Here is an 18,468-nt window from a genome sequence, read left to right on the forward strand (position 1 = left end):
CTTCCTCCCATTCTCATCAAGTTGTTTCTATACCGCAGGCTTCCGCAACGACTTCGACAATATGCTTCACAGAAATTTCCTCCGATAGCCCTTCCCTTTCTACGCCTAACTGCATTTGCATATGACAGCCGGGGTTGGAAGTAATTATTAAATCCGGCCTTGCTGTTTTAACATTGTTCATCTTCATATCTAAAATGAGCATCGATTCCTCGAAATGAAGAATATTATAAACTCCTGCTGATCCACAGCAAAGTGATTTATCTTTTAGCTCCATATAATTCAATCCTGGGATGCTTTTAATAATTTTTAGTGGATCCTCAAATACCTGCTGAACATTTTCCAAATGGCATGACGGCTGGAATATAGCGTTCGCCGGAACCTCATATTGAAACTGCAAATCCACCATTGCCATCAGCTCCGAAATATCTCTGACCTTTGCTGTAAACTTCATAGCCCGTTGATGCCATTCCGTTCCCTCTTGAAACAGCTTTGGATATTCTTTTAATGTCGCTCCACAGCCGCCGATGGTGTTGACAATATAATCAAAGTTGTATTCCTCATAAGCTGCAATATTTTTCTTGGCCAACTCTACCGTCTGATCATGTTCTCCGGCATGATGCTGCAGAGCACCACAGCATGTTTGCGTTGGAATATTCGTCACTTCCATGCCATGTTCACTTAAGATATTGATAGCTAAATCATTGATTCGGCTGAAAAACACGTCCATAATACAGCCTTGAAAGAAACCAATCTGCATGTTGGTTGTTCTAAATGGATTGGACGGATTCTTCAATCGTTTGCTTGGCTCGACTTCTGGTAACGCTTTATTTAAATCACGATATTTCTCCACCGGCTTCAACAGATTACCACGGTTGACCACACGCTTCACGCCGGTGATTTGATACGCATACAATCCTTTGTTTACCAGTCTTTGAACTCGCTTATTTTTAAGCACCACTTTAAATGCCACGGTTCTTACACCCTTTTCAAACACACCCATCTTCTTATTATCTTTTAACACTTCGACTGCCGACATCAGGATATCCCCATAACGGACATTCGTCGGACAAACCGTTTCACACGCCCGGCAGCCCAGACACAAATCAATGCCCTCCCGCATGTCCTCGATATCTATCTTTCCCTCCGCTGCCATCTGTACCAAATTGATACGTCCTCTCGGGGAATGTTTTTCTTTTTTGAAAGCAAGATAGGTTGGACAAGCAGGTAAACAGTACCCGCATTGCACACAGTCAAAGGTTGCCTGATAATCTAACTTGTCTATTAATTGTTCAGTCATTATTTAACACTAACCTTTTCTCTCCCGCTTCCGGGAATATTTTCCCTGGGTTCAGGATATTCTTTGGATCAAGTGCTTGTTTAATGGCTTTTTGGAACAGCATACCGGCTTCTCCAACCTCTTTAGGAAAAAACGGCTTTTTCATGGTTCCTATTCCATGTTCACCTGACAAAGTCCCTCCTAGTTCAATCGCATAATGAAAGATTTCTTCCACGGCATCTTCTACTCGAGAAACCTCATCCGCATCCCGCATATTTGTATTGATGGTGGGATGCAGATTACCATCTCCAGCGTGGCCAAACACCACAATATTTAAGTTATACTTCCGCTTTACTTCATCTATTTTTCGAAACATATCCGGGATTTTGCTTAATGGTACCGTAGCATCTTCTGATATTTTTGTGTATCCGCTTTCGACAATGGCTGGTGAAACGAATTTTCTTACTTGCCAAAGCCTGGTTTCCTCTTCTTTTGTTTTTGCAATTTGTACATTTTCTACGCCAATTTCCAAAAGTGCTTGTTGAATGACGTGTAATTCTTTCATCAGCACATCTGGATCTCCATCCACCTCAACAAGCAGAATGGCTGCAGCTGTTCGCGGTAAATTTAGCCCCGCATAATCTTCAACTTTATTGACCGCATTCTGATCAAGAATTTCCATTTTAGATGGTCTGACTCCTGAGGTTAAAATTTTGGAAATAGATTTCCCTGCTGTATGCAAATCATCAAATATAATCATTGCTGTTTTTGTATCCATTGGTTTTGGAATTAGCCTTAATGTTGCCTCCGTGATAATGGCAAGCGTTCCCTCTGAACCAATTAGCAGCTTGGTTAAATCATATCCGGTTACATTTTTAACCGTATTTCCCCCCGTATGGATTATTTCCCCTTCTGCTGTAACTGCTTCCAGCCCTAGCACATAATCCTTGGTAACGCCATACTTTACCCCTCGGGGGCCGCCTGCATTTTCTGCTAAATTTCCTCCAATAGTACAAATCAAGGAGGAGGAAGGATCTGGAGCATACATTAAATTATGTTCCTCTGCCAATTGGTGAATATCTCCTGTTTTTACTCCTGGACTTACCTTCATTAATAAATCATCCGGAAAAATTTCCAGCTGCTGATTCCATTGTGAGAAATCCATCACAATCCCGCCATATACCGGCAACGGTCCCCCGGACAAGCTTGTACTCGCTCCTCTTGGATAAATCGGAATTTCATTAGCACTAGCTAACCACACAATTTTCTGCACTTCTTCTGTTGACATCACTTGGACAACATATTCGGGCATATACTGTCCAAATGATCCATCATAGCCGTATGATACGCGATCATCTACATCTATTAACAGGCGATCGCCCACAATTTCCGATAGTTTTTCTATGATTGTTTCTTTCATCACTTAGCCCACCTATATTCTGTCATCTCCTAACTTCCGGCGCATATTTATCAAGTGTATACGCATTGCTTCTCTTGCTTCTGAACTGTTTTGAGATTTTATAGCCCAATAAATACGCTCATGCTCACTATAGACCTCTTCTCTTTTTCGAGGCTTTCCCAAGTTCAGCTGCAATGAATATTCCAGCGCATTTCTATGCACATGTTCTAAATTTTCAAAGGTTTGGATGATATAATTATTTTCTGTTGATTGAATAATCGCTTGATGAAAATTATAATCAGCCTTTAAACCAATTGAATATTCATTACTAGTAATTTCTTCAAAATCTGTCAGTGCTTGTTTAATAGCTAGAAGGGCTTCTTGCGTGCGTCTCTCTGCACTGAACCCTGCTGCCTCCACTTCCAGCAATGCTCGCATTTCTAACAAATCAAATAATTCTTTTTTTGAAAATTCACCATACGTGTATGTTTTAAATTCATCTGCTGCGTCCAATCGCTTTACAAAGCTGCCTTTTCCCTGCATCGACTCAATATAACCTACAGAGACTAATTTACTAATGGCTTCACGAATAGGGACCCTGCTGACATCAAAATATTTTGCCAGCTCATTTTCTGACGGAAGCTTTTGGCCTTCCGCGTATTCCCCGGTCTTAATCATCATTTCTAGTTGGGAAAAAATAATATCAGACAACTTTTCCTTTTTAAAAGGTTTCATTATTCCATCATCCCGTCTTCAGGAGCTGCTTACTTCTTATAAAATGGAAAGCAAGTATCAATACAAACAATATCAAACCGATAATATCAAATAGTTGATTGGTAGAAATTAATAAGAAAGCTACTCCGAGTAATAAAATTCTTTCGATTATATTCAATTTTACTCGAATATAGTTCCCAAATCCAACAGCGAGGGCATAAACGCCTATAAGCGCAGAAATAAATGCTTGAGCCAGCAAGAAATAATTCATTGGTCCCTCATCTGTCTGCAACAGCAATATAGGATCGTAAACAATGATAATTGGAATGATAAAACCCGGGAACGCTAATCTTAAAGCTGTCCAAGCGGTTTGCATCGGATTTGCTTTTGCTATTCCCGCCCCTGTATATGCAGCCAATGCCACAGGCGGCGTTACGTTGGACATAGCACCATAATAAAATACAAAAAAATGAGCGGCTAAAGGATTAACTCCTACTTGGACAAGCGCCGGTGCAGCTGTTACCGCTACCACAATGTATAATGCTGTCGACGGAAGACCCAAGCTTAATATAATACAAGTAACCATAATCAGCAGCAGAATAATAAACAGGTTTCCCCCTGCAAGGTCTGCCACATTATAAGCAAGCATGGATCCTATACCGCTCATCGATACCACAGCAATAATAATTCCTACAGAAGCACAGGCAATAGCAACCTGCACAGAGTTTCTAGCTCCATCAATAAGTGCTTCAAAAAACTTAAAGAAGGTAATCCGGTTCGTTTTATCTTTCGTTAGATAGGATGTAATGATCGTAGCAATAATACCTGCAAATCCGGCAAAAATAGCTGTTCTTCCTAGTAAAAGCACGCCCATCACCACAATAATCGGTAAAAGTAATGCACCTCTTTCCAAAAGCACTTTTTTGATATCAGGAATATTTTCTTTACTTATCCCCTTCAGTCCCTGCTTTTTTGCTTCTGTGTCGATTGCAAATACTAAGGCGATAAAATATAACAGGGAAGGCAAAATACTAGCTAACACAATTGTCGTATAAGGTATTCCTAAAAAGCCAGCCATAATAAACGCTGCTGCACCCATAATTGGCGGCATCAGCATTCCTCCTGTAGATGCAGCTGCCTCTACCCCTCCTGCAAATTTGGGTTTTAATCCAATGCTCTTCATGAGTGGAATGGTAAACGCACCTGTGGTCGCCACATTCGCTACAGCACTTCCATTTAATGATCCCGTCAAGGCACTTGTGATAACAGCCACCTGTGCAGGGCCTCCTCGTCGCTGTCCCGCAATCGCCATCGCTAAATCATTAAATAAATTACTTGCACCACTCACTGTCAGAAATGCCCCAAATAAAATAAACAGCACAATGTAAGTAGAAGCGATAGATAATGTACTGCCAAATATTCCATCTGACGTCATGTAAATCCGGTAAAGTAACCTTTCAAATGTAAAACCGGAATGAGCAAAATCAATTGGAAAATAAGCACCATAAATGCCATAAAGTAAAGCTGCCACACTTAAAATAGGAATAAACCAGCCAATCGATCGACGCGTTATCTCAAACAATACCAGAATACATAAGACAGCAAATATGTAATCCATTGTATTCGCCTGTGATAACCGGTCCACATGCAGATTTGCATAAGTGACCGTAATATAACCTATCGAAATAATGGACAAGAATATCATTATGACATCCGTCGATGCTATTTTTCCGGTCTTCTTTTTATTGGAAGGATGAAGTAAAAATCCCATCACAAAAATTAAAATTAAAAAGATGGTATTTCTATAAAACTCTTGAATATTTAGATAGCTGGATGTGAGTAAAACAAAGACAGACAGGACAATACCGACAATTGCGATGATTTTATGACGCAATGATTTCGGATCACTCGGCTGGTTTTCTACATTCCTTTCCATCTCCGTCTTCGCTGCTTGTGCATTGTCCATTAGTTTTCCTCCTCTCTTATTTCCTCTGGTACAAGATGATCCTCAATCTCGATACCTTGTTCTTCAAAATAACGGTATGCACCAGCATGAAGCGGTGTATTCAATCCTTCTAATGCCGTCTCTATTTGCATTTCACGTGCAGAGTTGTGAATATTAATCATATATTCACGGTTTTCATACAATATCTTTGTCAGGTTATAAACCATTTCTTCATCCATATCTGAAGTAGTCACTAATATATTTGGCTGTGCAATCGTATCAATATCTTCTTCCTGTCTTGGATAAGATCCTGCTTCAATCGTATATCGATACCACGTATTGACGATATCATTAATATCATCCATTTGTTCATCCGTAACCTCTAAAATATCCGCTTGTAATCCACTTGCGTACATATCTGTAATCGCAGATACCGGTACACCAGCCGGGAGAGAACCACCATCTAACCTCCCATCCCTCATTGCCGAAATCGTATCATCGTAACCAAGATACTCTGTTCTGATATCACTTTTCCCAAGACCAATACCTTCCATCATGGTTACAGTAGATTGCTCAGTTCCGCTTGCTTGTGGGCCAACAGAGAAAGATTGCCCTTCGATGTCTGAGATATTTCCAGTTTCTACAAAGTCTTCCATTAACACAAAATGCTCTACATTTGGCCAAATCATCCCTACAGCACGGAGTTCTTCGTATTGTTCTCCTTCATAAATACCGCTTCCTTCCGCTGCCTGTGTTGAAATTAATCCTTGAAGTATAGAAAAATCTGCTTCGTTATTTTTCATTAAATCAATGTTTTCTACAGATCCTGCTGAAGCTTGCCCATTAAATTTAATATTTTGATCCCGATAATGTTCTGTCCAAAGCTGCCCCATTCCAACGCCAATCGGATAATATGTACCTCCTGTTGTTGCTGTTGCTATGTTGTAAATCTCTTTCTTTTCAAAATTACAGCCAGATAAAACAAAGGCAAAAATAAGTACTGCAAATACAAAAATCTTATTTTTCATTCCATCCCCTCCTTTGTATACGCTTTCAAAACTTGTAATACAATCTTACAACATTGAACATTCAGTGACAATAGTTTTTTTAATTTTTTAACAAAATATTAATTATGTCATTTAAATGATTTCTCAGTAATTTATATTATTAGCAATCATCAAAGATACAGTCTGTCAAACTTCATACAAAGAGGGGTTTCAATAAAAATATGATAAGCTGTCCATAGACTTCACCCCTTTTTTGGGCACACAAAAACCAAAGCAATCCTGAGACCGCTCTGGTTTTTATAAAAGGACTTTCCTTCTATTGTTTATTTCAATTGCAATCCTCTAATCATTACCCCACTCTTTGTAATCGGCGGGATATCATCCATCTCATAACTCAAGTCCTGTTCGGTAAATTCAAACGAAAGATGATTGACAAAAAAGTCTAAGGTTGTCTTTAAAACGTCCATCGTCATCCACTCACCGGCGCAACGATGGCCAATATCAAATTCTCCACCGCCTTGTGGAATAAAATTAAATGGCGATTCTTTCCATCCCTGAAATCGCTGCGGCTGAAACTGATCCGGCTTGTTCCAAATATCCGGGTCATGGTTTGTACCATATAAATCCAATAACGTTAACGTTCCTTCTTTAAACGTATATCCATTCCATGTAAAATCCGCTTTGACCCGTGCTGGAGCAACAGGGAAAAATGGATAAAATCGTCTGACTTCTTGAACAAAACGATGCATATCTTCCGACGATTCCAATTTGTTCACTTCTTCCGGATAGTCATGAATAGCCAGGAGAAGGAAGTCTATATAAACAGCAATCGCTACAATGGGGCGCAACAGATTCAATATTTCAACGGCAACAATCTGTTCGTCAAGTAATTCTCCATTAACATCACGATGCATTGCAAATTGATATACCGGACTATCCTTATCGACCTCTGCGGTTCCTTTTCGTATTCTTTCAGTCAGACCTGTGATTCGTTCTTCCGACATAAACCGGGATTGTCTTGCCTGCCAATGGTTCCACCCGACTGAACCAGCGTCTTCAAACATATAACTTAGCTGTTCTGCCCACTCCGGTACATCTTCTTCTTCATAAGGAGTTCCTGTCCAACGTAGAGCAGCTCTCGTTAATACATATTTTGCTGCTTGGTAAATTTGCACATCTCCTGTGGAATGACTCTTCATTTCCTGCTCCCACTCTTCTCGAATAATGGAAGATATCTCTTGCAACTTTTCCTTGGTCATCAGGGACATAAACATCGCTTTCCGATTCTGATGTTCCTCACCATCTAAGCCTTGAACGCCTCCTTCTCCAAATAATGTTTTCTGAATCCTTTCGGGAGAAGCGTCTTTTCTAGAAAATCGGCTATTATCGTAGAAAAGTTCTGCTTCTTTCTCACCTACCATACAAATCGTTTTCTCACCTAACAACCTCGTTTCAAACACACGTGATTCAAACTTATCCGAACGATTGGTGACAAAGCGATATCCTTCATCTAAAAGCTTTAGCGTATGATCCAAACCTTTGTCCTTTGGCATGTGAGTCTCTGCCATTTTGATTCACCCTTTCCTTTATATATGTTATGTCTTTCTGTTATTATTCCTGTTTTGCTTCCCATTTAAACAAAAGGTAGTGATTCTCCACCCTAACGGTGAAAAACCACTACCTCTATATTCCTATCTTTCATTCTTTTCGCGTTTTAACGGTACGGTTGGTTCGAAGCATATTATCCATTCTTTAAACTTTTAATTAGCCGCACAGAATAAGGGATTAATATAAGGCATAATCCAATAAATGAACCTGACGCAAGTATTTTAGCGGTAATTGCTGTTTTCTCAAAAAATAGATACACATCGAAGATCAAAATACTAAAAAGGATTATTCCTGCAATAACTAAGCTTGGGTTCAAACCATTTTGTCACATACTTCATGCTTCCCCCTTCTATTTACTTTATTCTAACATACAACATTTTTCAGTATATATCGTTTATTCAAATGATTTAAAACCACAAAATTAGGTGAAAATTATTGGTAGAAGAATTGTAAATGAGCAGAGGATGTTCATCGACATATCCTATTTTTTAATGAAGAACTTACCCGAAGAAAGGAAAACAGCCTGACACCGTTAGCTTCGGTATCAGGCTGTTTCATAGCGTTTTGTTTCTTGTTGTCTACTTAACAGGGTACAGTTTAAACAACCGTTCCGTACAGATTGTTTTCCTACTCTTTCATCTGAAACTGAAAATGGCATTGGCCTTCGCGCAGAACATATTGGTCATGCACAACCTCGAAATTTTTATTATAGCCTTTTGCTACAGCAGGATCGATCATTTGGCAATAGAGAATACCGTATTCACCCATATCATCATCCGCCCACTGTTGACCGAACGGGCAATACGTAAAGGTTTGTTCTACCTCATTTTCTTTATGCACGGTATCTACTTCGAATAATTCACTGCGGGCCATATCATAGTTTTTCAAGTAATTATCCGAGTTATTTTCTAAACCATTCGTGCGTGCACGCTGGGCGATGCCTTCTCCCCGTTTTCTGCCGTATCTTTCTACAGCACGACGGATAACATCTTCGCCTTCTTCCGCATATTTATCTACTACCTGTTTCGCAATTTGAGCAAACATTTTAGAAAAACGTGCAAAGGCTGTTACATCTGCGTATTTTTCTTCGCCTTCCACAACTTGTGGTAAATATTCATAAAAGACATGGTTCTGTCCTTCTGCTGTCGCTTTTTTTGCCAATGTTTCCGCATCTTTCAGACCAAATGCTTCCAGACCTTGTCGTACTAGTTGGCGTCCTTCTTCATCTCCATAAGACTCTGTAATGGATTGATGAAGCTCATTAAACATTTTTGCTGTAATAATATCCATGGATAAAGCTTTCATCATCAGTTTTTCTTCACTCATCTTATGTCTCTCCTTAAATTCATATTACTTTACTCAGGTTTATATCTATTATAAAATATGATTAACTATAAATCGAATGAATATTTTAATACAGAACTATGAAAATAATTCATAAATATGCACGGAAAATAAGCGGAAAGGGAGTCTATTATGCCTACATTAGCACAATATACCGCATTTCACACATTAATCGAAACCGGGAACTTCACGGAAACCGGTCTGAAATTAAATTTGACACAATCCTCCATTACGCATGCAATAAATAATTTAGAAAAGGAATTAGACCTTTCTTTAATCATTCGCAATAGGAATAATATTATTTTAACAAGCGATGGAAAAATGGTCTATGAACACGTTTCGAAAATGCTGCAAGAACAGCAAAAATTAGAAAATACGGTTGCTAATTTAAAAAACTTGATCGGCGGAACGATTACCGTAGGAGTGCTTCCCAGTATTTCACTCGTACTGCTTCCAAAGGTTCTATCCTATTTCGAACAGCATTATCCCGATGTCACCATTCGTCTGATGGAAGGGGATTATGATCAAATTGAAAACTGGCTCCGGCACGGTGTCGTTGATATCGGATTTATCGCCAAACCAGCATCCGAAAATGTTGTATTTCATTTTATTTTTGAAGACGTGCTTCAATGCATTATGGCTAAAGAGCATCCGCTTGCCACTGAAAAACATCTGACACTGAATCAATTAAAGAATGAGCGCTGGATTATGCCAAAACAAAACATTGACCGCGATGTATTACGTATCTTATCCGAGCACAACATCGACCCGGATGTTGTATACGAATTGTCGGTTGACCAAGCCATTTTAACGATGGTAACGGAAAATTTAGGGATTTCGATTGTTCCCAAATCTATTTTACATCATGCACCGGCAGACTTAGTTCAGAAGAATTTTTCTGAACACTATGTACGAACAGTTGGAATTGCACATAAACGAAACACTTACCCGTCCCCAGCGGCGATGAAATTTGTGGAAATATGTAACATATTAGCGGAAGATTTTTCAAATGAGGATTGACAAATCTTTCAAATCGGCATAATATCCGATAAAACTAATAGTTATTATCTTATTTTAACTTTAGATGGAGGAAAAAGCTTGTGCAAACAATCATATACGTAGAAATTGTTCTCTATTTGCTCGCTATGCTTGCAATAGGAATTTATTTTAGCAAAAAAGACTTAACACATAACGATTATTTTTTAGGCGGCAATAAAGTCCCCGGCTGGGTACTTGCCTTTTCAGAACGTGCTACCGGAGAATCTGCCTACATGTTCCTGGGAGCTATCGGATTTATTTATGTAGCAGGTTTATCCGGCATCTGGGTGTTATCAGGAATGTTCTTCGGAGTGCTCGCTTCCTGGCTATTCCTGTCGAAACGATTTATGACGGAGCAGCAAAAATACAAGGTAAATAGTTTAACAGATTATATTGCGGTTAAATTTCCAAGACATGCGGATATTATCCGCTGGTTAGCTTCTACAGTCATGGTTGTTTTCTTTGTCTGCTATTTAGCTGCACAGTTCTCCGGGATGGGTAAAACGGTATATTCTATTTCCGGATTCAGCATCACTTGGGGAACGATTATTATTGCCCTGATTATTATTGCATATTCCTGCTTAGGCGGCTTTATGTCGGTTGTCTGGACAGATACAGTGCAAAGTTTTTTAATGTTGATATCTTTTATTATCATACCGATTGTTGCTTTTATAGAAATTAAAAATCAGGGATTGAGCGTCTCTACAGAACTGTCATTAAGAGGTGGCGGAGCTGATAGCTGGACTGGCGGGTTGAATGGTCTTGCCTTGGGAGCAATGTTGTTTACCAACTTCTCCTGGTTTTTTGGATGGCTCGGCGGACAGCCGCAATTAAGCTCCCGATTTATGGCGATTACAACTGAAAAAGAACGCGTTACCGGTCGGAACATGGCCCTTATCTGGACAATGATTGTCTATGTGGGAGCCTTTCTATCAGCTATTTTCGCTTCTACTTTATACTCGCAAGGCACATTGGCCGATCCGGAAATGATTCTGCCCCATATGATTTTTGAAATTTTACCGCCATGGATTTCTGGAATTATCCTTGCAGGGATTCTGGCTGCGATTATGTCAACAGCATCTTCCCAGTTACTGGTTATTACAACTTCCATCAGCGAGGATATTATTCATAAAACGCTCAAATGGAACATTACCAGTAAAAAGCTCGTCCATTTATCCCGCTTCGTTGCATTAATCAGTGGGATTATCGGAATTATTATTTCACTGAAATCAGAATCTGTTATTTACAGTCTTGTCTCTTTTGCGTGGGCAGGGATTGGAAATACATTTTCTGTCGTGGTGCTGTTAATCTTCTTTTGGAAACGCGTCTCGGGAATCGGGGTTATCGCAACTATTTTCGTCGGCGCAGTCAGCGCTGTTCTCTGGTCTCTTTCACCGCTGGAAGCTATTATATCTGCCAAAGCCGCAACCTTCTTTATCTGTTTGATTGTCGGAATTGTATTCTCTTTACTCTATCCGGATAAAGAACAAAAAGCGGCAGCTTAAGATTAAAAACAGCTCATTCAATCTGGAGAATGAGCTGTTTTTCTATCTTATTCTATATTATCCGGAAAAACAGATTGATCTAAATCATATGTATCCACCGCCTCTTGGACACTGATTTCATTATCTATCAATCCTGCTTCATAAAACGTATCTGCTAATTGCTGCTGATTGGCAATGACTTCTTCCGTCATTCTTTGGACACCAAACTGCCGGCGTTCATTGGCTACCTCCAGCGGTTCTGGATCCAATCCTAACTCGTCTGCCAAAATCTCAGCAGCCTCTCTTTTTTCCTCATTTGCCCACTGATCCATGTTTTCTAATTCCTCTAAAATAATGGTAAGTGCTTCTGGCTGTTCATCAGCAAAATCATCTCTTGCTAAATAGAACGTACGATTTTCAATGAGATCTGTTCCGTCAAGAATCGTATGTGTTTCATTTTGGTCCTGTACAATCGCATAGAATGGATCCCACGTTCCAAACACGTCAAATTCATCATTGGAAAAAGCCATTAGGCCTTCAGAAGCGTCCTTATAAAACTTCGTCTCTACCTCGTCCCAATCGATACCGGCCTGCTTTAATGATTCTAAAAGAAGATAGTGCTGGTTCCCGCCATTAGTCACGCCGACTACTTTCCCTTTTAAATCTTCTAATGTTTCAATTCCTGAACCTTCTCTTGCCAGTAATGCTACACCTTCTGGATAAGGGGACTCAGAAGCTACATAATTAACATCATGCCCTCCAGACTGCATCAACACGCTATGTACATCCGATGAATGACCAAAGTCAATATTATCTGTATTTAACGCTTCAATCAACGGCGCGCCCATCGCAAATTCCTTCCATTCTACGTTATAGCCTGCTTCGTTTAATGCTTCATCTAACGTCCCATGCGCTTTTAATAGATTCATGGTATTCCCTTTTTGATAGCCCAGACGAATCGTTTCGCCCTCTTCAGAAGCCTCTGAATCAGCCCCGCAAGCTGCCAGTACAGCTATGAAACTACATGTAATAAGTGCCAAGAGTAATTTTCTCATCTATTCTCCTCCTACGATTTGATCTAGTATTTTCTTTTCGTACCTTGTAAACTTTTCATCCCGTTCCCGAGGACGCTGTAAATCAATCTCTTGATCTAACTTCACGCCACCTTCGTCCAGTACAATAACACGATCAGCTAAATGAACTGCTTCGGATACATCATGTGTTACCAAAACAGAAGTAAAATGCTGTTCTTGCCAAAGGTCTTCCATTAATTGCTGCATATCCATCCGGGTCAATGCATCCAATGCCCCCAATGGTTCATCAAATAATAAAACATCCGGACTGCTTGCCAAGGCTCTCGCAAGTGCTACACGCTGCTTCTGTCCACCAGATAACTCATCGGGCCAATCCTCTTTTTTATCGTACAGCCCTACTTTATCTAATGCTGCTTCTGCTTCCTCTTGATTTACTCCGCCAATCGCAATGTTCTTCCATATATTCTTCCAAGGAAGAAGCCGGTCATCCTGGAACATAATGCGTATATTCGATTTTTTTGCTTCTGTGTCTGTATAAGCTATGGAACCGCTCGTCACATCCTCCAGTCCAGCAATCACTCTCAACAGTGTACTCTTCCCACAGCCACTTTTTCCTACAATTGCTGTAAAGCTGCCCTTTGGTACAGATAAATCAATCTTCCGTAAAACTTCATTTGCTCCAAAGCTTTTCCCTACATTTTTTAACTCGATGCCAAACATCTAACCCCTCCTGACGGATCTTGACAATTAATTCTTCCGATATGCCGGATTCCATTTCAACAAACGCCGTTCACACACTTTGGCAATAAAGTCAGATAGCTTTCCTAGAATCGCATAAAGCACAATCGTTAACACCACAATATCCATCTGCATAAATTCGCGAGCCGTTGTTGCCAAATAGCCTATCCCTGCATCAGCACCTATAGTTTCTGCTACAATTAGCGAAATCCACGTCACCCCAAGCGCATAGCGAATCCCGACTAAGATATTTGGCATAGCACCAGGTAAAATGATATTCGTGAAAAGCTGCCACTTCGACATGCCGTACACTTTCCCCATCTCTATTAATTTCCCATCTACATTCTTGATCCCGTTAAACGTATTGATATAAATCGGAAACATCACGCCAACCGCAACAAGAAATATTTTAGCGCTTTCTCCAATTCCAAACCATAAAATCACAAGCGGAATCAGCGCTAAATGCGGGACAGTCCGTATCATTTGAATCGACGTATCCATTAGTTTTTCCAAAAATAGAACGGTTCCATTAAACAGGCCAAGCAGAAAACCGATGCCTCCGCCAATAGCAAATCCGATGACAGCTCGTTCCGTACTTATGTATACGTGTTCTAGCAGCTCTCCTGTTTGAAATAAACGAATGCCTGCTTCAACTACCTCAACCGGTGTTGGCAGCATGGTAGACTTAATCAGGTTAAGCTGGCCAAGTACCTGCCATAATATCACTACAACTATTGGTAATAACCAAGGAAAAAATTGGTTGTTATACCATTTATTCTTTTTCACTCCTTTTGCCCCCTTTGTATGTATGAATCTTTCGTAGCTCTCTCCCCTGCATCTGTTTCATTTATATTAACAAAAATATGTAAACAGATTGATTAAATCTGACAAAATCCAAAAGAATACACGTACTCCGTGATGATATATGTATATTCCTAAAACTTTAAATACCTTTATTCTATTGAATAACGCTCTAATTATAACCTTTCAACTGGGAATTGTAAACATTGAATTCTTATGTCATTACAATTTATATAACTGTATCATATTATAGGGGATAAACATGAATGATTTTATATAACAGATTTTTTCCAACGAGTAAAAAGAGGCTGTTATCACACTTCTAAAGCAAACTAAAAGATTATCTTTCTATCTTATATTTTAGTAAAAGTACGCACGTCTAATTATTGAGGGAGATTTGTCTTAAAAAAACATGTAAAATCGGCTTCTTAGAATATTTGTTCCATAAAAAATAACCCCTGACTGTGAGGGGTTAAGGTAATTCGTTAAAATAAAATAATAAAAAATCATTTATACTGCAGTTTTCATTAGCTTATCAACACGTTAAACAAACCGGTAAATAGCATTCTTTACTTTAAATTGTTCTTTCTGATTTCCTCCTGAAATGGTAACGATAAAAGGTTTCTCACCTCTTTTATTCAGTGTATCAGAAACTATTCCTTCACCTTCAGGCTCATAAAACAGGATGTCTCCGCCTGACAGCTTTAAACGGTGTCCTGTCGCGTCCAGACCTTTATCAAAGAACGCTTCTCCCTGCTCCAATCCCAAATAAGTCTCCCACTTTTCGATAACAGCTTTTGCATCCTTTACAGCAAAGCCGACAGATTCTAAGGAAAGGTTTCCTTTTTGATGAGCAGCAATCGTTCCTTGCTCTTCCAGGCTTTTTCTGCGTTCTTCATCTGCTTCTTCCCATTCAATAAAGAATGGTAAGACTAGCTTTTCTTCTGGATTTCCTGCGAATAACAGCTTCCAATTTATCATGCTGCCATCGGGTCTTTTTCTCCCTAAAGGAACTGGACCAATAACCTCCAGCCCAAGTGATTTAAAACGCTTTGCTTCCTCCTCCAGATTACGGGACCTTAATGCAATTCTGGATAAACCTGAAGCATAACCATCTTTTTGAAAGGTATCTCTCAGACTATATTTTTCGGCAGGCTGATCAGCTAACTGCTGATCAAACACGCCAATCAGTTCGATATAACTTAAACCAAAATAACTAAGCGCATTGTAAGTGCCGCCATTATCGTGCTTTCCTCCATCTACAGCGTGGAGACCAAGCTTCTTTAACTCCTCTTTTACTTCTTCTGGACTGTCAACAAAATGAACAAGGTGGTCAAACTGAAAAGGCATTTGTGTTCTCTCCTTTTATTTTTTGATAAAGTTATTCATATTGGAATCTTCTAAATTTCATACAGTTACTCCAAGCTGTATACCTTCTATTCATTTTAAACTATTTTCATACCTCTTGAAGAAAAAAACAATATATTCTTATCACGTAACTTGCTTTAAATTTAACAAATTTGGGTTAAAAAAAGCAATTACACCAAAAAGCCGGCGGAGTATTCCCTCGCCGCCGGCATACACAAAGAAATTATGATATCCTTTTAATTTCTTACACTGGATGGAAAATATCGATTTTTCAATTGCGTTGAAAACACTTCGAGAATAATCGCAATCAATAAGATAGCGTACGTAATAAAGCCAACCTCATTCAGATCGAAATAAAACCCAGAGGCCATAAATAATTCAAATCCAATTCCGCCAGCTCCCGCAGCAGCTCCCATCGCCACAGCCACAGAAAAGTTAATTTCAAAACGCAGGAAGGTCCATGATAATAAATAGGTAAACGTAGAAGGAATAATGCCATGTATAACAACAGGCCACCAGCCGGACCCTGCAGCTCTTAATGCTTCCAAAATGCCTTTATCGACTTCTTCAAATGCTTCGGAAAATGCTTTTACTAAATACGCAATGGAATGAAACAGCATACCTAATACTGCAGCTTCACTGCCGAGCCCGGCAGCAATTGCAAAAATAAGCACCCATAATACGGTTGGCACTGCGCGAATAAAGGCTACAATGACACGAACGACCTTGGTAACCCATTCCTTCGATAAATTAGCTGCAGCTGTTAACGCTAAAAAGAAAGCAATCACAGCACCAATAATTGTAGACAAAACAGCAAGTCCCATCGTCACTCCAATTTGATATAATGCTTCGGCCCATGTGAAATGGTTGAGTGCCGGCTTAAAAAACATCGCATATAGATTAGAGGCTGTCTCCACTACCGCAGTTCTTATTTCTAAACCCGTATAATCAAACAATAAAAAACCGGCAATTGTTAAGACAAATAGCGTAATCATCGTCATCCGTATAACGAATTTTGATTTATTTCCAGCCCTTAAGGATATGCTTCCATTCTTCTTGCGCTTTATATACGTGGATTTTACTATTGTTTCCATTACATAATCACCTTCCGTATATAGTTTGACATAAGCTCAATAATGATTACTGCGAGCACAATGCTGAAGGTGACTAGGGCAACTGCATTATAGTTCATTGATTTATAGTACATATCAAAGGTATATCCGATTCCTGTACCTGTTAAAATACCTACTAATGTCGAACTGCGGATATTTGTTTCAATCATAAATAAAATCCAGCTGATCATTTGTGGTAAACTTTGCGGAATGACTGCTTTATTTACAATATGAAAATAGGTTGCTCCTGTAGCTGTCAAGGCTTCAACCGCACTGGGACTTGCTTCATCAATGGATTCAATAAATACCCTTGTTAAGAATCCAACTGTTCCTACAAATAATGCTAAATACCCCGTTAACGAATTTTGTCCAAAAGAAAGCAATAAAATCAACGCCCAAGCCACAACCGGGATATTACGTGATACAGATGCAATGAAGCGGGCAAACACACTTAACAAACCATTTACGCTCGTCGTTTTTGATCCCATGATGCCAAGAAAGATGGAAACAATCGCAGCTGTCGTCGTTGCTGCTATGGACATAAAAATAGTCTCTATCAGTTTGTCCAAAATGGTTGGCAGCCTTTCTAGCGACTCCTGGGTAATGAACAAATTAGAAAACATCCAGCCAATCGCTTCAGGAAATGCTGCGAATCCATCCATAAAGTTAAAATTCGTTATCGCTGCAGATAAATATGTTATGGCAATGATAATCAACAAAGCAATCGTCAGTTGCCATTTTCTTTTTTGCATCCCCTTTTCACTCACGTCAATTCCCCTCACACTGTTATTAATTCCCGCATTTGCGTACCATAAATATGATTGATTTTTTCCTCTGTCAGCTTATAATTTGGTCCGACAAATACAACTTCCCCTTGATTTAAACCAATAATTCGATCTGAATATTGCTGTGCCACTTCTACTTGATGTAAATTAATCAGACAAGTTATCTCTAGTTCAGTAGTAATGGACTTCAAATGATCCATAATAATTTTTGAAGCATTTGGATCGAGTGACGCAATCGGTTCATCGCACAGGATGAGCTTTGGATTTTGAATAAGTGCGCGAGCAATGCCAACTCGTTGCTGCTGTCCCCCGCTTAACTGATCACAGCGTTTATAAGCATGCTCCTCGATTCCAAGTTTACGAAGAAGAAAAAAAGCATGCTCTTTTTCTTCTTCTGTAAACCTGCCAAGTACACCTTGCAGGGTGGACTTATAACCTAAGCGCCCGTGAAGAACATTTTCAATAACGGTTAGCCGTGGAACTAAATTATAATGTTGAAATACCATGCCAATATCCGTACGCAGCTGTCGCAATGCCCGTTTTTTTAATTTGGTTATTGGCGCATGATCAAAAACCACCTCTCCATCACTTATGGAAACCATCCGATTAATACAGCGCAGTAATGTAGATTTCCCTGCACCTGATGGACCGATAATGGAAACAAATTCTCCAGCTTTTACATTAAAAGAAATATCTTTTAGTACGGTTGTTTCGTTATTATACGATTTACTTAGCCCTGCAATTTGTAAAAATGCCATAATTAGGTTCCCTCCTATTAAAGTGAAACTTCATTTTGCAAAATCATATTTTCAGCT

General features: G+C 39.4%; 16 protein-coding genes. 2 read left to right on the forward strand and 14 right to left on the reverse strand.

Annotated elements, in window-relative coordinates; translation table 11 throughout:
• Window positions 1–16: 16 nt before the first annotated feature.
• From B7E05_RS21160 to B7E05_RS21190, 7 genes are all read right to left on the reverse strand, one after another.
• Complete coding sequence (locus tag B7E05_RS21160; RefSeq protein ID WP_080876049.1) at window positions 17–1,297, reverse strand: (Fe-S)-binding protein; 1,281 nt, start codon at window positions 1,295–1,297, stop codon at window positions 17–19.
• Window positions 1,290–2,696: an FAD-binding oxidoreductase gene (locus tag B7E05_RS21165; protein ID WP_080876050.1), complete on the reverse strand. Its 1,407-nt coding sequence runs from the start codon at window positions 2,694–2,696 to the stop codon at window positions 1,290–1,292. The genes B7E05_RS21160 and B7E05_RS21165 overlap by 8 nt, the downstream gene beginning before the upstream one ends.
• Before the next feature lie 12 nt (window positions 2,697–2,708).
• Window positions 2,709–3,410 (reverse strand): FadR/GntR family transcriptional regulator, encoded by a 702-nt coding sequence (locus B7E05_RS21170; RefSeq protein ID WP_080876051.1) that lies wholly within the window; start codon window positions 3,408–3,410, stop codon window positions 2,709–2,711.
• A gap of 7 nt (window positions 3,411–3,417) precedes the next feature.
• Entirely contained in the window at window positions 3,418–5,355 is a 1,938-nt protein-coding gene (locus B7E05_RS21175) for a TRAP transporter permease (protein WP_080876052.1), read from the reverse strand.
• Entirely contained in the window at window positions 5,355–6,362 is a 1,008-nt protein-coding gene (locus tag B7E05_RS21180; RefSeq protein ID WP_080876053.1) for a TAXI family TRAP transporter solute-binding subunit, read from the reverse strand. Before B7E05_RS21180 ends, B7E05_RS21175 begins: the two co-directional genes overlap by 1 nt.
• A 302-nt stretch (window positions 6,363–6,664) precedes the next feature.
• Window positions 6,665–7,909: a cytochrome P450 gene (locus tag B7E05_RS21185; RefSeq protein ID WP_080876054.1), complete on the reverse strand. Its 1,245-nt coding sequence runs from the start codon at window positions 7,907–7,909 to the stop codon at window positions 6,665–6,667.
• Window positions 7,910–8,576: 667 nt separating this feature from the next.
• Window positions 8,577–9,275 (reverse strand): L-2-amino-thiazoline-4-carboxylic acid hydrolase, encoded by a 699-nt coding sequence (locus B7E05_RS21190; protein WP_080876055.1) that lies wholly within the window; start codon window positions 9,273–9,275, stop codon window positions 8,577–8,579.
• Between the two features lie 150 nt (window positions 9,276–9,425).
• On the opposite strand from B7E05_RS21190, the gene B7E05_RS21195 reads away from it, so the two are divergent.
• A complete protein-coding gene (locus tag B7E05_RS21195) occupies window positions 9,426–10,313 on the forward strand; it encodes a LysR family transcriptional regulator (protein ID WP_080876056.1) in 888 nt (295 codons plus the stop codon).
• 80 nt (window positions 10,314–10,393) lie between these two features.
• The gene (locus tag B7E05_RS21200) at window positions 10,394–11,836 is read left to right on the forward strand and encodes a sodium/proline symporter (RefSeq protein WP_080876057.1); all 1,443 of its coding nucleotides are present in this window, start codon (window positions 10,394–10,396) and stop codon (window positions 11,834–11,836) included.
• A gap of 47 nt (window positions 11,837–11,883) precedes the next feature.
• Here the strand turns inward: B7E05_RS21200 and B7E05_RS21205 are convergent, their stop codons facing one another.
• The 7 genes from B7E05_RS21205 to phnC all read right to left on the reverse strand — a co-directional run bounded on the left by B7E05_RS21205 (window position 11,884) and on the right by phnC (window position 18,411).
• Entirely contained in the window at window positions 11,884–12,870 is a 987-nt protein-coding gene (locus B7E05_RS21205; RefSeq protein WP_080876058.1) for an aliphatic sulfonate ABC transporter substrate-binding protein, read from the reverse strand.
• Window positions 12,871–13,569: an ABC transporter ATP-binding protein gene (locus B7E05_RS21210; RefSeq protein WP_218672715.1), complete on the reverse strand. Its 699-nt coding sequence runs from the start codon at window positions 13,567–13,569 to the stop codon at window positions 12,871–12,873.
• 27 nt (window positions 13,570–13,596) lie between these two features.
• A complete protein-coding gene (locus B7E05_RS21215; RefSeq protein WP_245833209.1) occupies window positions 13,597–14,373 on the reverse strand; it encodes an ABC transporter permease subunit in 777 nt (258 codons plus the stop codon).
• Window positions 14,374–14,931: 558 nt separating this feature from the next.
• On the reverse strand, window positions 14,932–15,738 hold the full coding sequence (locus B7E05_RS21220; protein WP_080876059.1) for a VOC family protein: 807 nt from the start codon (window positions 15,736–15,738) through the stop codon (window positions 14,932–14,934).
• Between the two features lie 254 nt (window positions 15,739–15,992).
• The gene (locus B7E05_RS21225; protein ID WP_080876060.1) at window positions 15,993–16,850 is read right to left on the reverse strand and encodes an ABC transporter permease subunit; all 858 of its coding nucleotides are present in this window, start codon (window positions 16,848–16,850) and stop codon (window positions 15,993–15,995) included.
• On the reverse strand, window positions 16,850–17,635 hold the full coding sequence (gene phnE / locus B7E05_RS21230) for a phosphonate ABC transporter, permease protein PhnE (RefSeq protein WP_080876061.1): 786 nt from the start codon (window positions 17,633–17,635) through the stop codon (window positions 16,850–16,852). Before phnE ends, B7E05_RS21225 begins: the two co-directional genes overlap by 1 nt.
• Before the next feature lie 11 nt (window positions 17,636–17,646).
• On the reverse strand, window positions 17,647–18,411 hold the full coding sequence (gene phnC / locus B7E05_RS21235; protein ID WP_080876062.1) for a phosphonate ABC transporter ATP-binding protein: 765 nt from the start codon (window positions 18,409–18,411) through the stop codon (window positions 17,647–17,649).
• Between the last annotated feature and the right edge of the window lie 57 nt (window positions 18,412–18,468).

The sequence above is a fragment of the Oceanobacillus timonensis genome (genome assembly GCF_900166635.1).
In the GTDB taxonomy this organism is placed as follows: domain Bacteria; phylum Bacillota; class Bacilli; order Bacillales; family Amphibacillaceae; genus Oceanobacillus; species Oceanobacillus timonensis.

Coding starts and splice junctions, on each gene's coding strand:
- B7E05_RS21160 (WP_080876049.1), bottom strand. CDS start 1,297: ATGACTGAACAATTAATAGACAAGTTAGATTATCAGGCAACCTTTGAC.
- B7E05_RS21165 (WP_080876050.1), bottom strand. CDS start 2,696: ATGAAAGAAACAATCATAGAAAAACTATCGGAAATTGTGGGCGATCGC.
- B7E05_RS21170 (WP_080876051.1), bottom strand. CDS start 3,410: ATGAAACCTTTTAAAAAGGAAAAGTTGTCTGATATTATTTTTTCCCAA.
- B7E05_RS21175 (WP_080876052.1), bottom strand. CDS start 5,355: ATGGACAATGCACAAGCAGCGAAGACGGAGATGGAAAGGAATGTAGAA.
- B7E05_RS21180 (WP_080876053.1), bottom strand. CDS start 6,362: ATGAAAAATAAGATTTTTGTATTTGCAGTACTTATTTTTGCCTTTGTT.
- B7E05_RS21185 (WP_080876054.1), bottom strand. CDS start 7,909: ATGGCAGAGACTCACATGCCAAAGGACAAAGGTTTGGATCATACGCTA.
- B7E05_RS21190 (WP_080876055.1), bottom strand. CDS start 9,275: ATGAGTGAAGAAAAACTGATGATGAAAGCTTTATCCATGGATATTATT.
- B7E05_RS21195 (WP_080876056.1), top strand. CDS start 9,426: ATGCCTACATTAGCACAATATACCGCATTTCACACATTAATCGAAACC.
- B7E05_RS21205 (WP_080876058.1), bottom strand. CDS start 12,870: ATGAGAAAATTACTCTTGGCACTTATTACATGTAGTTTCATAGCTGTA.
- B7E05_RS21210 (WP_218672715.1), bottom strand. CDS start 13,569: ATGTTTGGCATCGAGTTAAAAAATGTAGGGAAAAGCTTTGGAGCAAAT.
- B7E05_RS21220 (WP_080876059.1), bottom strand. CDS start 15,738: ATGCCTTTTCAGTTTGACCACCTTGTTCATTTTGTTGACAGTCCAGAA.
- B7E05_RS21225 (WP_080876060.1), bottom strand. CDS start 16,850: ATGGAAACAATAGTAAAATCCACGTATATAAAGCGCAAGAAGAATGGA.
- phnC (WP_080876062.1), bottom strand. CDS start 18,411: ATGGCATTTTTACAAATTGCAGGGCTAAGTAAATCGTATAATAACGAA.